Below are 13,819 nucleotides of genomic sequence, written 5' to 3'. Positions count from 1 at the left end.
CTGACGAAGCAGTGTGTTTTCTTCCTGCAACAGCGACACCCGAGACTGCATTTGCAAAAGCAACTGCTTGAGCAAATCCGGATCATTGGGCAGAGTGTCGGGCATGGAAATCATGCCGTGGATTATACCAAAATCAGGCCACGTAACGGGGCCTCAACACCTTGTGAGGCTTGTTTCTCCAGAGGTCAAACCCGTCCAGCATCCAGTTCAATTCTTCGGCGGTCAGCTCAATGGCATCGTCGCCAGGATCAGGTGGCGCTTTGAATCGTTCGGCTTCCAATCGCTTCAACCAGAGACAGAAACCGTTGCGCTCCCAGTACAGGATTTTCACCCGGTTGCGGGCGCGGTTCAGAAACACAAAAAGAACCGGGTCAAATACCGCCGCCTTGATATCCAGCTCGAACAGGGCTGAAAGGCCGTCGATGGATTTTCTGAAATCCACCGGCTTGGGGTACAGATAGACTTTCTTCACTTTAGCGCCAGGCCGCATCATGGGGCAAACCTCCAGCAGGAATCAGGGAGGCCAGCTTGGCGATGTGGGCGTGGCGGTTCCAGGTCGGGTTTATGGATCGCTTACTCTGGGCTTACAGTGCTTGCGTGCATTGGCGCGCCTGTCATGGCATTTGGCGGCAGCTTGCACGGCCTTGTAAAGGCCTACAGAGCTGTTTCGTCAGATCTCCCGAATGACCTCCGATGTAGGAACACCAATCTGCTGGACAATGCCCGACAATGCCATGCCAGAAGCCAAATCTGCTTCAATCTGGTAATGTTGGCCCTCTGCCTATCGTTTCAATCGTTGCACTTATTCTATGAGTTCAGGCCCTGAGACAGCTTTAGATAGCTTGGCTTGCCGGGTGGGAAGATTGACTGTTTCAGCTGCGATCATCCGGTCTCCAGAGAAGAGCCAGAACTCACAGGCATTGTCACTCTCTGTGGGACGCCGCTGAATTCGGTCGTATCCAGTGGCAATTCCAATACACTGGACTTTCATGCCGTTGAGATCTGACCAAAAACGAGGAGGAGAGCCAGGCGGAGAAGGTTTACCACAAATATGAGCCGCCGCAATTTGTGCTTGAAGCATGGCATTGTGAATAGTTTCTATTCGGATGGGTGTATTGGTGGAAACGTTCACGGCTTTAGCGCAATCTCCGATAGCAAATATGTCAGGGTCGGAGCTACGCATGCTGCTGTCTACTATAATACCATAGTCGCATTCCAGGTTTGCGTCTTGCGCAAGTTCGGCGTTAGGGATGGCTCCTATACCGATAACAACGACGTCTGCGGGTTTGGTAGTGCCGTCGGACAAACGGATACCGGAAACTCGGTCTCCCTCAGTGAGAATCTGGTTGACGCTAGCATTAAAGTAGAACAATACACCGGCGGAGGCCATGCGGTTTCTGACAAAATTACTTGTTAATGGTGACGCTACTCGACACATCGCTCGACTGTTGGCCTCAAACACAGAGACTTGTTTTCCCTGTAAGTTGGCAGCGGAGGCGACTTCAAGCCCGATAACACCTGCGCCGAGAACGGCGACCTTCTTGCATTCCGGAGCTAACAGGGCATTACGTAATGCGGCGGAGTGGTCCAGATTCCTGAGATAGAAAACATTTTTTGCGCTCTCACCAGGTAAATCAATAGGACGTGGCCTCGCTCCTGTTGCCAAAATCAGCGTGTCGTATTTAATTTTCCTGCCGCCTTGAATCACTACTTGCTTTGCCGATCGTTCAAGCGCTATTACTTTACTGCCTTGTTCAAATTCAACTTTGTTGTCCCGAAAGAAATTAGGAGAACGGATCGGAGTTGGCGACGGCAACTCATCTGAGGTCAAATAGGCTTTGGACAACGGGGGACGCTGGTAAGGCAGCGTGTTTTCCTCGCCCAAAATGGTAATCGTTCCGTCGAATCCATTCTGGCGGAGAGCCTCTGCGGCGGTCAGGCTGGCTATTCCAGCGCCAATAATAACTATTTTTTGCATATTCGCTCGATCCCTCTTTTGTTTTTGTAGCACTATAAAAGTCCGCGCAGTCGAGCTTCAGTGACTGCCTGAACCCGGTTGGTTGCTTTAAGTTCGCTGAAAATCTTCTTCATATGCCATTTGACGGTATCCTCCGTCACAAGCAGCCGTTCAGCGATCTCTCTGTTGGTCATTCCGTTGCTTACGCATTTCAACAGAGAAATCTGCTTTATCGTGATGGTTGAGTGGGCATTGCCGGGCATAGATAGCACGCTGGAGTCTTCTATCTTGACATCGGGATCCTTCGTAGCTTTAGCTTCAGAGTCGTCTGGCAGATCGTTAAAAAGATCCTGAGCAAGGGGACTAAGAGAAAGTAGCGCTTCTTTGATCCAGAGCCGTGTGAAGTGACAGTTCAAATGTGCCGAAAGCAGGTTTGCATCAAGAATCGTGCGCTTCGCCGATTTTGATGAACCGAGGGCAAACGCTGCCAGGGCCTGACAATAGTGGGCGGCGATCCTAGTTCTAGCGTCTGAAATTGCGCTGGCGCTCTGTAGTGCTTGTTTGGCATATTTTTCGGCGACACCAAACTGTTTCCCAAGCCGTAGTCTATACATTGAGTTTACCAGGGCTATACGTGCTTGAATGGCCTGGTTTTGATTTGGCAGAAACGTCAGCTCACATTCATCGGGGAGTATAGGTGGACCCAATTCCTCGTTGTTCAGGAGAGTAAACTCAGCTAACTGAACTTTAGTCAGGATATTTAGACGGGACAGCTCTCGCTCGCAGGCGGCTAAGCGGGATTGTTCCAACAAGGCCATGGCTCTATCTTGGAACCCTTGGTGGTACAGAAGACGGCTGTAGGCCTGTGTACACCCCCACAGAATATCTGTAACGCCATAATTCAAAGCGAAATCGAACGAAGCCTGTGCGGATTGCTGGGTAACCAGGTGATGGTTCTGTTCGTGTAGGATTTGTAACTCAAGGGTGCCAAACATTTTATTTAAAAAAGTTTTTGGCACCTGAATATTTTCTGCTGTTTTATTCGCTTGAAGCAACACACTCCTTGCTCGGGCGATGTCACCCTTAAACAGTTCACCCTGAATTTCTGCAGTTTTAAGCCAAATAAAAGCGTAATGTTGATTGGATGACTGGATGGCCACAGCCGCTCGATGGGAAAATCGTTCCAAATCTTCAAAATCGCTGCCACTGGAGGCAATGAATGCCTGGCAAGTAAGTGCTGCGCCTTTGCCAACCATGTTACGGTCGCCAAAGGAGTCTATCCATTTTTGACAGAGAACCTGACTCTCCAGTAATTTATCCTGTGTAGCTTTGCCTATCGCATTAACCAATTCCCGCCATCCTTCCTCATCAAGATTGCCCGCCCCCCTAGAGTTGCGTATTCCGGCGAACGTGACCGGTCATTCCGGTGATCGTGACCGATTTGCACACGGCCTTCACGCTGGAACGGGTTTTGTACTCTGAGCGGTCACGATGGGTCAATCGATACCGCGTTTTGAGCGTTAGCCTTTCTCAGTGATTCCCCCTTCAGATTGAGCCGGTGGGCGCCGTGCAGGAGCCGGTCCAGGATGGCGTCGGCGAGCGTGGCGGAGCCGATGTACTCGTGCCAGTGTTCGGTGGGTAGCTGACTGGCAATGAGCGTTGAACCACGTCCATGACGGTCCTCGATCACCTCCATCAGATCCTGTCGTTGCTGGGCATTGACCTTCTGCATGCCCCAGTCATCTAGAATCAGCAGATCGGTTTTCAACAGCTGCGTCATCAGGCGGGCGTAGCTGCCATCGCCGTGGGCGATCCGCACTTGCTCGAACAGCCGTGGCACCCGCAAGTAGCGGACGGATAGCCCTTGGCGGCAGGCCTGGTTGCCCAGGGCGCAAGCCAGCCATGTCTTGCCACAGCCGGTGGGACCGGTGATACACAGATTCAGCGATTGACCGATCCAGTCACAGCTGGCCAGGCCTGCCATACGGGAACGTTCCAGCCCTCGCGGGTGGCGATAGTCGATGTCTTCGATGCAGGCCTGCACGCGCAAGCGAGCAGCCTTCAGTAGCCGGTCCAGCCGACGGTTCTCCCGGTGCAGCACTTCCCGGTCTACCAGCAGGGCCAGGCGCTCCTCGAACGCCAGGTCATGGGTTGCGGGCTGCGCCCGCTGCTGTTCCAAGGCGTCGCACATGCCCGTTAGCTTGAGGTGGCGCAGGGTGTTGAGTGTGTTGTGAGTCAGCATAGGTCTCTCCGGGATCAGTGGTAGTAATGCGGGCCGCGAACGTTGGTGTGCGCCGGCAGGTCGGTCAGGTCACGCTCATCGTCGGCCAGAGGCAGCGGGAACTGGTCCAGCCCCTGTTTCAGGATCGAGGTGATGCTCTGGTAGCTGGCCGAGTTGATCGACAGCGCCCGGGCACAGGCTTGTTCAAGGCGTTCACGGCTGTAGCGCCGACTGAGACTCAGCAATCCCAAACAAGCGCGGTAGCCATGCTCTGGATGAGGGCGGTCCTTGAGCTGGCTCTGCACCACCTCCAGCGTGCCGGGGCCGATGTCCTTGGCCCAGTTGAGGAAGCGCTGCGGCGACCAGTCCTTGTGGGCCTGATGCGCCTTGGGCATGTGTTCGGTCAGGGTTACGAAGCGGCTCTTCCCGTGGCGGGGATGTAATGCCACCCGCTGGCCCTTGTGCATGACCTCCAGGGCGGTATCCGTTAACCGTACGTCCAGAACCAGCCCCACCAAGGCGTGAGGTACGCTGTACAGGCGTTTGTCGACCTCGATGTGGTAGTCGATGCCTGGCCTGGCCTTGCGCCATTCGGCGTAGGTATAGGGCGCTACTGGCAGAGGCCGCAGTGCCGGTCGATCAAGTGCGTCGAACAGGCTCTGACGGCTCTCGGTTCGACCCTGGAACAGGCGCTGGTTCAGGGCTGGTAGCAACGCTGCAATGGCGGCATTGAGTTCGGCCAGGGAGAAGAACATCTGATGCCGTAAACGGGCCAGGATCCAGCGCTCGACCAACAGCACCGACGTCTCGGCCTTCGCCTTATCCTTGGGCTTGTAGGGCCGTGCTGGCAATACCGCCGTCTGGTAATGGCAGGCCAGCTCAGCATAGGTCTCGTTGATCGTCGGACTGTAGCGGTCCGCCTTGGTCACCGCCGCCTTGAGGTTATCCGGAACCAGCAGTTCCGGTACCCCGCCAAAGAACCTGAACATCCTTTGGTGGGAGGCGATCCAGTCTGGAAGGCTCTGGCTCCAGGTAGCCTCGGCGAAGGTGTAACTGGACGCGCCCAGCACTGCCACAAAGACCTGGGCCTTGCGCACCTCACCGGTAGAGCGGTCCACCACCGGCACAGTAGGGCCGCAGTAATCGATAAAGATCTTCTCGCCAGCCCGGTGGACCTGTCGCATGCTGCGGCGCTGCCGGCCACGCCAGAGCCGGTAGTGGTGGCAGTACTGGCTGTAGCGATACGCCTTGTCGCCGTGGCGTTCTACGTATTCGGCCCAGAGCAGTTGCAGAGTGACGCCTTTGGTCTTGAGCTCTTGATGAACCTCGAAGTAGTCGGGCTCGGCAAAGCGTGACGGTGGCGCCTTGGCCGGGAACAGCAGCGCGTACAGCCGAACCTTGTCCAGGTCCTTCGGCAGTGGCCAGGTAACGCCCTGAACCTGGGCCAGGCTGACGTACTTGCCGACCACGCCCTTGGAGAGTCCGCAGGCACGAGCAATGCGCTCGTGACTGAGACCGGCTTCGTATTTGAGGCGCAAGACCTCGATGATCTGTCGCATGGAAATCCTCGCAGCCGGCATCCGCTCTTCCTCGTGAAAAAAGGAAGCGGTATGCGCGATTAAGTTGAAGAATTCCAGTGTGTTGGCAGTGATTCCGGGGGAACGTGACCGACGATTCCGGCATCGTGACCGGTGATTCCGGGATATCACCCAAAATCGGTCACGATAAAACGGAATGAGCGGTCACGTTAGCCCGGAACAGGCGGTCACGTTCAAACGGAATGGGCGGTCACGATGGGCCGGAATATGCAAGAGCTCGGATGAAGCGAACTAACCAGTATTTCCTCTGCTTGACGAGCATGTTGGCTGAAATACAAAATCCACGCGTAACCTATGCTCAAGGCAGCGATTTTTTTTATCGTACGAGCCGGTACTTTTCCAAACCAGGTGCGAAGTACTTCGATTTCACCCTGTCTGAGCGCCACGTCCAGAATAATGCTGTCACTTACGACGCGCGCCCATCGATGGTCACTGGCTTCCAGAGCTGCATTGATTGAATGGAGGTACTCTCCCCTACGCCAATGCCAGAACGCGACCCGTTTCAGTACATACGAGCGACGTTCTCGTTGGGTGGTGTTAAATAAACTACGCAAATACTCTCGCAGCACAGGGTGCATATCCATACGATCAGCAGAAGTCCCGGTAGGAGCTAAAAGAGCATAATGTTCGTTAAGAAACGTAATTTCCCGGTCGGCCTCTTCTGTCTTATAGACATAGCCATAGCATTCAGCGCTGATTACTTCGAGCATCGCTGCATTGCAAAGAAAGGTCCTCGTACTCTTGGGCAGTCCAGGTAAGAGGTTGTCCCTGAAATACGAGCGAGTTTCCGGCCAACTCGCTGCGGGGAGATTTGGGTTTGGGGTTCGGCACATAAGCCTGACAAGTGCTGGCCATCCACCGGTGGCTTTTATGATGTTGCTGGCTTCGAGACCACCCATACCCGATAATTCACTAACCTCCTCTTCTGTAAATACAAGTTCATCAGCACCATACGTTACAACACCCGCCATCATAGACAAACGTGGCAACGCCCCAACGCTACTCGGTGCAATGAAAAATTTAACATTGCTCGGTGTTTCACAGATTAAATCCTCAATCAAATCCGCGGTATGTTTAGCCTCGCCAATCCCATCAAGGCAAATTCTTATCGTCTTTTTTGCATTACACAGTGCGTTCCGAAGAACTTCGATGGTGTCGATGTCACTCTTTATCTTGCGCCAAGATTCAACTCCTTCGAGTTGATATAAAACTAACGCTGCAACCAAGCTGTCATTAACGTCACGTGAGTCAGGGAACGATCGGGTGTTGATGTAAACGGCGCTCTCAAGTTCCAGTTCGCGAGTGTTTGCTGCCAAGGCCACTTGTACAGATTTTCCATAGCCGAGCGGGGCCCGATACAGAACTGCCTTTGATTCAGGCGTAGCAGAAGCGCTCAGGCAATAGCGGTCTATACACCCTTGAGTAATGAAACACTGACGAGCCCACATCCTTTCAGACATCCTCCGACACCAGTCTTCCAAGCTATGGCGGGTCATGACAATTCGATCTCCTGCTTCGTCTCCCGGAAACGGGAGGGCGCTATGAGGTGAAAGCATATTGATAGATGACTAGCGCGGAAACTACCCATTGGAGTAGTTGTTTGATCTCCGGTTCTAGCCGAACCTGTTCATGCCTACAAAACGTCCGTTCACCTGAGGGACTCGGTGTTTGCACAATGTAGAAAAATGATCAAGCTGAAAACAATAAGGTGATCCTAATGTCAATGTCAGAAAATGTCTTAACAACAGAGTCTCTTCAGAGAGACCCTGATGCCGAAGGTTATGTGGACAGAAAACGCCACCTGTGGGTCCTTTCTGTCCTGTGGCCAGCGACGCCTCTTATTGGCCTTTATTTGGTATCCCAGACTGGATGGAGCATCTGGTACGGATTGGTGTTGATCCTTTGGTATGGCGCAGTTCCCTTGATAGATGCCATGTTTGGAGAGGATTTTTCCAACCCCCCCGAGTCGGCTGTGCCTCGGCTTGAACAGGATCGTTACTACCGGGTACTGACCTACTTGACTGTTCCTATTCACTATGCCGCCTTGATTGTCAGTGCCTGGTGGGTATCCACGCAACCAATGAGTGTTTTCGAGTTTCTGGCATTGGCCCTTTCCCTGGGAATCGTGAATGGCCTGGCTCTGAACACAGGCCACGAACTCGGCCATAAAAAAGAAACGTTTGACCGTTGGATGGCCAAGCTTGTCCTCGCCGTGGTCGGATATGGTCACTTCTTCATTGAGCATAATAAGGGACATCACCGTGATGTGGCGACGCCGATGGACCCCGCGACATCCCGCATGGGTGAGTCCATTTACTCATTCTCACTGCGTGAAATTCCGGGTGCTTTCAAGCGGGCATGGGATTTAGAGGAACAACGCCTCAGTCGTTGTGGAAAAAGTGTCTGGAGTCTGGAGAATGAGGTTCTTCAGCCCATGATTTTGACCACTGTGCTTTATGCGGGATTGCTGGCATTTTTTGGTCCGCTAATGCTGATATTTTTGCCCATTCAAATGGCCTTTGGCTGGTGGCAGTTGACAAGCGCCAATTACATTGAGCATTACGGATTGCTACGGGAAAAGATGTCGGATGGGCGTTATGAGCGTCAACAACCGCATCACTCATGGAACTCCAATCATATTATGTCGAACCTGATTCTGTTTCATTTGCAACGACATTCCGACCATCACGCTCATCCTACGAGGTCATATCAATCGCTTCGCGATTTCAAAGACCTCCCTTCCTTACCTTCGGGATACCCCGGAATGTTTCTGGCAGCAATGTTTCCCTCTTGGTTTCGTTCGATAATGGACCGTCGGGTACTGGATTGGGCTAAAGGAGATCTCGATAAGATTCAGATTCAACCCGGCAAGCGTGAATTCTATGAGCGTAAATTTGGAGCGGCTAATTCTGAATCAGTCGATACAGCAGGGGCTAAATGATCGACTGATCAGAACTTATATACCTCGTTTTATTTATTTACGTGATAGAAAAAAGAGCCTCTGGCGTGCGCCCGAAAGCGGGTTGTGCGTCGGATGCTGCCAAAAAAAGACAATAATATCGTTTGAAAGGTGCTCTAAATGGCTAAATATCAATGCCCGGACTGTGGTTATGTATACGCCGAAGTCGTTGGTGATCCGCGCGAAGGCTTTCCTGCAGGAACGACATGGGGAAAAATTCCTGAAGACTGGTCCTGTCCAGACTGTGCCGTCAGGGATAAGGTTGACTTTGTTGCGGTTCAAGAAGCGAACTCGGAACTTTCGGTGTCCTCAACCAATACAGCGGTTCGCCTTGCCAGCCAGGTTAAGACCGAGGGAGGCTCGCAGAAAGAAACGGACAGATCTACTCCTTCAGCTAAACATAAGACAAAGCCCAAATCGAAACCAAAGCCTACCTCTTTAAAATGGTCTAAAGACTCAACTCAAAAAAATACCTATCGAAAGTGGGTCTGCATCACTTGCGGCCATATCTATGATGAATATCTCGGAGATGAAGCCGAAGGGTTCCCTCCCGGCACGCGCTTTGAAGACATTCCAGACGATTGGTGCTGTCCGGACTGTGGTGCCACAAAAGAGGACTATGTCCTCTATGAAGACTAATAAAGCCATTGAAAATAACAAAAGTCCCGTTCGGAAACAGGTAGTTTTATAATGCAGATTGCTAGTCTAGCTGAGGCTGGGGTGATCAATGTGTTAACCAGCGATACGATTGATTCAACGTTCGCGGCCCTACAGCGGTCGCAACTAGCGCGTCGCGGAAGTTTCACCTTAGAGGCTCGAATAGCGCAGATCGACCAGCTGCGGGATTCAATTAAACGCTACGAGTCAAAGATCATTGCGGCTTGCGCGGCGGATTTTCGAAAACCCGCGCCAGAGGTCAAATTAACTGAACTCCTGCCAGTTCTTCAGGAAATTCGACACACTAAAAAACACTTGCGTAAATGGATGCGTCCGAAGCGAGTGGCTGCGTCCGTTGGTGTTATTGGTATGAAATCTTATGTTCGGCCAGAACCAAAGGGAGTGTGCCTGATTATCGCCCCGTGGAATTATCCGCTCAATCTTGCGCTCGGACCTCTCGTTTCAGCGCTGGCTGCAGGGAACGGAGCCATCATCAAACCCTCGGAAATGACACCCCATACATCAAAGGTGATTGCCAACATTGTCGCTGAAACCTTCCCTCCCGATCTGGTTTCCGTGATTGAAGGTGATGCCACGGTAGTGCAGAAACTTTTGGCCTTACCCTTCGATCATATATTCTTCACGGGCATTTCTGCGGTAGGTAAGGTGGTCATGCAAGCTGCTGCCAAAAACCTTTCTTCAGTGACACTGGAACTGGGGGGTAAGTCCCCGACCATTGTCGGTCCAGATGCCAACATAAAGAGGGCTGCAAGAAGCATTGTCTGGGGTAAGTTTTCTAATAATGGACAGACCTGCATCGCCCCAGACAATGTTTTTGTACACGTTAATATTGCAGATCAATTTAATAAAGCGCTGAAAAAAGAAATTGGGCGAGTCTATGGAAAAACACCAGAAGCCCAAAAATCGACCGCCGACTATTGTCGGATTGTAAATCAACGCCATTTTCAGCGAGTTTCAAGCCTGATAGACGATGCCAAAAGAAAAGGTGCAAGAGTCTTTGAAGGCGGTATTACAGATACTAAAGAGAACTTTATTGGACCGACGTTGATTTCAAATGTAACCAGCGACATGGATATTTCACGTGAGGAGTTATTCGGCCCGATCTTACCCGTTATTGAATTCAATGATATTGATCTGGTTATTAAGAAAATCAACGATAACCCTAAACCGTTGGCGCTTTACGTATTCGCGAAAAGCGAGTCTTTTGCCAGGGATATTATCGAGCGAACGAGTTCCGGCGCAGCAGGAGTCAACCTTACCGTCGTACACTTTTTACATCCGGGTCTGCCATTTGGTGGAGTTAATAATTCCGGGATAGGGGCAGCACACGGTGAATACGGTTTCCGCGCTTTTTCGCATGAAAAGGCGTTGATGGAGGATAAATATTCTCTTATACATCTTCTTTTTCCACCCTATACAGCCCGGGTCCGGCGTTTTATAGATGCTGCCCTTCGTATTCTGAGCTGAACATAATCAACTTATAAGAGAGCTATTATGTACGATTACATTATTGTCGGTGCGGGATCGGCGGGTTGTATATTGGCTAATCGGCTTACGGCGGACCCCTCAAAGCGAGTGGCATTGCTAGAAGCGGGCCCAAGGGATAAGAACCCGTTCATACATATGCCGATAGGTATTGCACTCCTTTCCAATAGTAAAAAACTGAATTGGGCTCTTGAAACCGAACCTCAAGAACATCTGAAGGGACGCCGCTTGTTTTGGCCTCGTGGAAAAACACTTGGCGGCTCTTCTTCTATCAACGCCATGGTTTATATCAGAGGTCACAAAGCCGATTATGACCACTGGGGTCAAGTTGCCGGGACCGACCTGTGGGGCTGGGATCGCGCATTAAAATTGTTTCGTCGACTGGAAGATAATAAACGTTTTGGCGCAGATTCTTACCATGGGGAGGGCGGTGAGCTCACCGTAAGTGAACTCAAATCAGTCAATCCGTTGAGTCGAGATTTTGTCCGAGCGGCACCTCATGTAGAGCTCCCGATAAACACAGACTTTAATGGAGAGACGCAAGACGGATTGGGACTCTACCAAGTGACACAAAAAAATGGTCGGCGTTGGAGTTCAGCGCAGGCATTTCTGCGTGTCGCGGAGAACCGGCCTAATCTTGATGTGCTAACGGACGCGCGGGTAACCCGGGTGGTAATGGACGGTAAGCGGGCAGTCGGCGTGACCCTGAACCAGGGGGGCGAATATCGCCAGCTTAGACTCAATAACGGTGGTGACGTCATATTGTCTGGTGGTGCGGTTAATTCACCACAACTACTTATGCTTTCGGGAATCGGTGATAGCGAAGAGCTTAGAAAACACGGGATCCCCCTTGTGCATCATCTTCCTGAGGTCGGCCAGAATCTGGTTGATCATTTGGATATTACGATCATGCACGCGGCGAACTCACGTGTGCCCATTGGCGTTGCTCCCAGTTTCCTGTTTCGGGGCGTGAGCGCATTATTCTTATATATCTTTGCGCGACGTGGATTTCTTACCAGTAATGTTGCCGAGTCCGGAGGCTTTGTTAAATCCGAGGGCTCGTGCGAACGGCCAAATGTGCAATTCCACTTTTTGCCAACTTACCTGAAGGATCATGGACGAAAAGTGATGGCCGGGTATGGGTACACTTTGCATATTTGCGATCTAATGCCCAGAAGCCGCGGTTTTATTGGCCTCAAAAGCCCTGACCCATTGGCCGACCCGTTGATTCAGCCCAATTATCTCAGTAACCCCGAAGACATCAAAACAATGATCTCGGCCGTTAAATTTGGACGACGGATACTCGGGGCACCAACAATGGCTTTACATAGTAAACGCGAAATTAAGCCCGGAAACTCGGTGTCTTCGGACGGTCAGATTGCGGACTTTATCCGGGAAAATGCAGAGACTATTTACCACCCCGTTGGCACTTGTCGTATGGGCGCGGATACGGATTCAGTCGTTGATCCGGAATTGAAAGTCAGAGGGATTGAAGGGCTAAGAGTTGTCGATGCCTCGATAATGCCCAGTTTGGTTGCCGGTAACACCAACGCACCCACCATGATGATCGCCGAAAATGCAGCCGACATCCTCCTGGGAAATGTTTAGGTTCAAACCCGGATTATGCCTTCCACATTGGACCTTAATGACGCCAGATACTCGCGTCAACCAACTACCAAAACGACAGGAGATAAACGTGCTTGGCCAAATGATGAACATGGAACTCACCGTGAATTCCTTGATCGACCATGCTGCTCGCTACCATGGAGACGCTGAGATTGTGTCGATAGGAACGGATGGAAATCCCAGTCGATCTTACTGGGCAACTGTTTCGGAGCGGTCGCGACAACTTGCGTCAGCGCTTCGAACGGCAGGCTATGTCCAGGGGGATCGGTGCGCGACTATTTGTTGGAATAACGTAGGACACCTAGAGTGTTATCTTGGCATCTCTGGTGGCGGGATGGTGTGTCACACCATTAACCCGCGACTGTTTCCAGAACAACTCGTTTACGTTATCAATAATGCTCAAGACAAAGTCATATTCTTTGACAAAACGTTCCTTCCGATTGTTTCAAAAATCCGAGACCGACTGGAGACGGTTGAGAAATTTGCATTGATGTCCGAACCGGACGAAGAAATTGCAGCACAATTTCCAGGATTGTTGTTTTATGAAGAGTTTCTCCAGCGAGGAACGCCTAACGCGAATTGGCCTGAAATCGCCGAAAACCAGGCCTCAAGCCTCTGCTATACATCGGGCACCACCGGAAATCCCAAAGGGGTGCTCTATTCACACCGCTCCACCGTTCTGCACGCGCTGGTAGCTGCTCAACCCGACGCACTGAATTTATCGGCACGGGACGTGGTGATGCCGGTTGTTCCTATGTTTCACGTAAATGCGTGGGGGGTACCCTACATTACGGCGATGGTTGGAGCCAAACTTGTGTTGCCTGGTCCTGGCCTGGATGGGGAAAGTTTGGTCAAGCTGATCGATTCAGAAAGCGTAACGATTGCGCTGGGTGTGCCTACGATTTGGCAGGGACTTCTGTCGGCTTTGGACGAGCTTGGCTCCTCGGCACAGTCGCTTAAACGGACGGTGATAGGGGGTAGCGCTTGTCCGCCCTCAATGATGTCGGAGTTTCGTGGTAAATATGGCGTAGAAGTTGTCCATGCATGGGGAATGACAGAAACATCACCGATCGGAACCGTCAACGCACTGCTGTCGAAACACAATACTCTTTCGGAAGAAGGAAGAAACAAAATCCGTGAAAGCCAGGGACGGCCTCCCTACGGGGTGCAGCTCAAAATTGTGGGAGAAGACGGTCATCAACTGCCCGAAGATGCCATTGCTCAGGGAAATCTCCGGGTAATCCCCCCAAAAAACAGCGGTGATTAGAAGTAGAATTTTCCGTAAGCTATTTGGA

11 protein-coding genes are annotated in these 13,819 nt (G+C 51.6%); 5 read left to right on the top strand and 6 right to left on the bottom strand.

All coding sequences use genetic code 11. The annotated features are described in order from the left end of the window. Positions 1-133: 133 nt before the first annotated feature. The 6 genes from tnpB to EAO82_RS00360 form a co-directional block, all read right to left on the bottom strand. Positions 134-493: an IS66 family insertion sequence element accessory protein TnpB gene (gene tnpB, locus EAO82_RS00385; protein WP_231703258.1), complete on the bottom strand. Its 360-nt coding sequence runs from the start codon at positions 491-493 to the stop codon at positions 134-136. A 309-nt stretch (positions 494-802) separates the two neighbouring features. Further along, positions 803-1,978 carry an NAD(P)/FAD-dependent oxidoreductase gene (locus EAO82_RS00380; RefSeq protein ID WP_096346304.1) on the bottom strand — a complete coding sequence of 392 codons (1,176 nt, stop codon included), beginning with the start codon at positions 1,976-1,978 and terminating at the stop codon, positions 803-805. 32 nt (positions 1,979-2,010) lie between these two features. Next, a complete protein-coding gene (locus tag EAO82_RS00375) occupies positions 2,011-3,306 on the bottom strand; it encodes a helix-turn-helix transcriptional regulator (protein WP_218838591.1) in 1,296 nt (431 codons plus the stop codon). 137 nt (positions 3,307-3,443) lie between these two features. Next, the gene (istB, locus tag EAO82_RS00370) at positions 3,444-4,199 is read right to left on the bottom strand and encodes an IS21-like element helper ATPase IstB (RefSeq protein ID WP_153274255.1); all 756 of its coding nucleotides are present in this window, start codon (positions 4,197-4,199) and stop codon (positions 3,444-3,446) included. A 14-nt stretch (positions 4,200-4,213) separates the two neighbouring features. Beyond that, the gene (istA, locus tag EAO82_RS00365; protein ID WP_174958648.1) at positions 4,214-5,758 is read right to left on the bottom strand and encodes an IS21 family transposase; all 1,545 of its coding nucleotides are present in this window, start codon (positions 5,756-5,758) and stop codon (positions 4,214-4,216) included. A gap of 191 nt (positions 5,759-5,949) precedes the next feature. Continuing rightward, entirely contained in the window at positions 5,950-7,236 is a 1,287-nt protein-coding gene (locus tag EAO82_RS00360; RefSeq protein WP_218838624.1) for a hypothetical protein, read from the bottom strand. Between the two features lie 257 nt (positions 7,237-7,493). On the opposite strand from EAO82_RS00360, the gene EAO82_RS00355 reads away from it, so the two are divergent. The 5 genes from EAO82_RS00355 to EAO82_RS00335 all read left to right on the top strand — a co-directional run bounded on the left by EAO82_RS00355 (position 7,494) and on the right by EAO82_RS00335 (position 13,791). Further along, positions 7,494-8,717, top strand: coding sequence for an alkane 1-monooxygenase (locus tag EAO82_RS00355; RefSeq protein WP_321540959.1), 1,224 nt, complete (start codon positions 7,494-7,496; stop codon positions 8,715-8,717). A gap of 138 nt (positions 8,718-8,855) precedes the next feature. Then, complete coding sequence (locus EAO82_RS21150; RefSeq protein ID WP_096346982.1) at positions 8,856-9,374, top strand: rubredoxin; 519 nt, start codon at positions 8,856-8,858, stop codon at positions 9,372-9,374. A gap of 51 nt (positions 9,375-9,425) precedes the next feature. Further along, on the top strand, positions 9,426-10,880 hold the full coding sequence (locus EAO82_RS00345; protein WP_096346983.1) for an aldehyde dehydrogenase family protein: 1,455 nt from the start codon (positions 9,426-9,428) through the stop codon (positions 10,878-10,880). Between the two features lie 27 nt (positions 10,881-10,907). After that, complete coding sequence (locus EAO82_RS00340) at positions 10,908-12,506, top strand: GMC family oxidoreductase (protein ID WP_096346984.1); 1,599 nt, start codon at positions 10,908-10,910, stop codon at positions 12,504-12,506. A gap of 37 nt (positions 12,507-12,543) precedes the next feature. Then, on the top strand, positions 12,544-13,791 hold the full coding sequence (locus tag EAO82_RS00335) for an AMP-binding protein (protein WP_321540958.1): 1,248 nt from the start codon (positions 12,544-12,546) through the stop codon (positions 13,789-13,791). Positions 13,792-13,819: the final 28 nt, after the last annotated feature.

The organism is Halopseudomonas pelagia, from assembly GCF_009497895.1.
GTDB classification, from domain to species: Bacteria; Pseudomonadota; Gammaproteobacteria; order Pseudomonadales; family Pseudomonadaceae; genus Halopseudomonas; species Halopseudomonas pelagia_A.
Note: the sequence above shows the minus strand (reverse complement) of the source record. Positions and strands in the feature narration are given on the sequence as shown.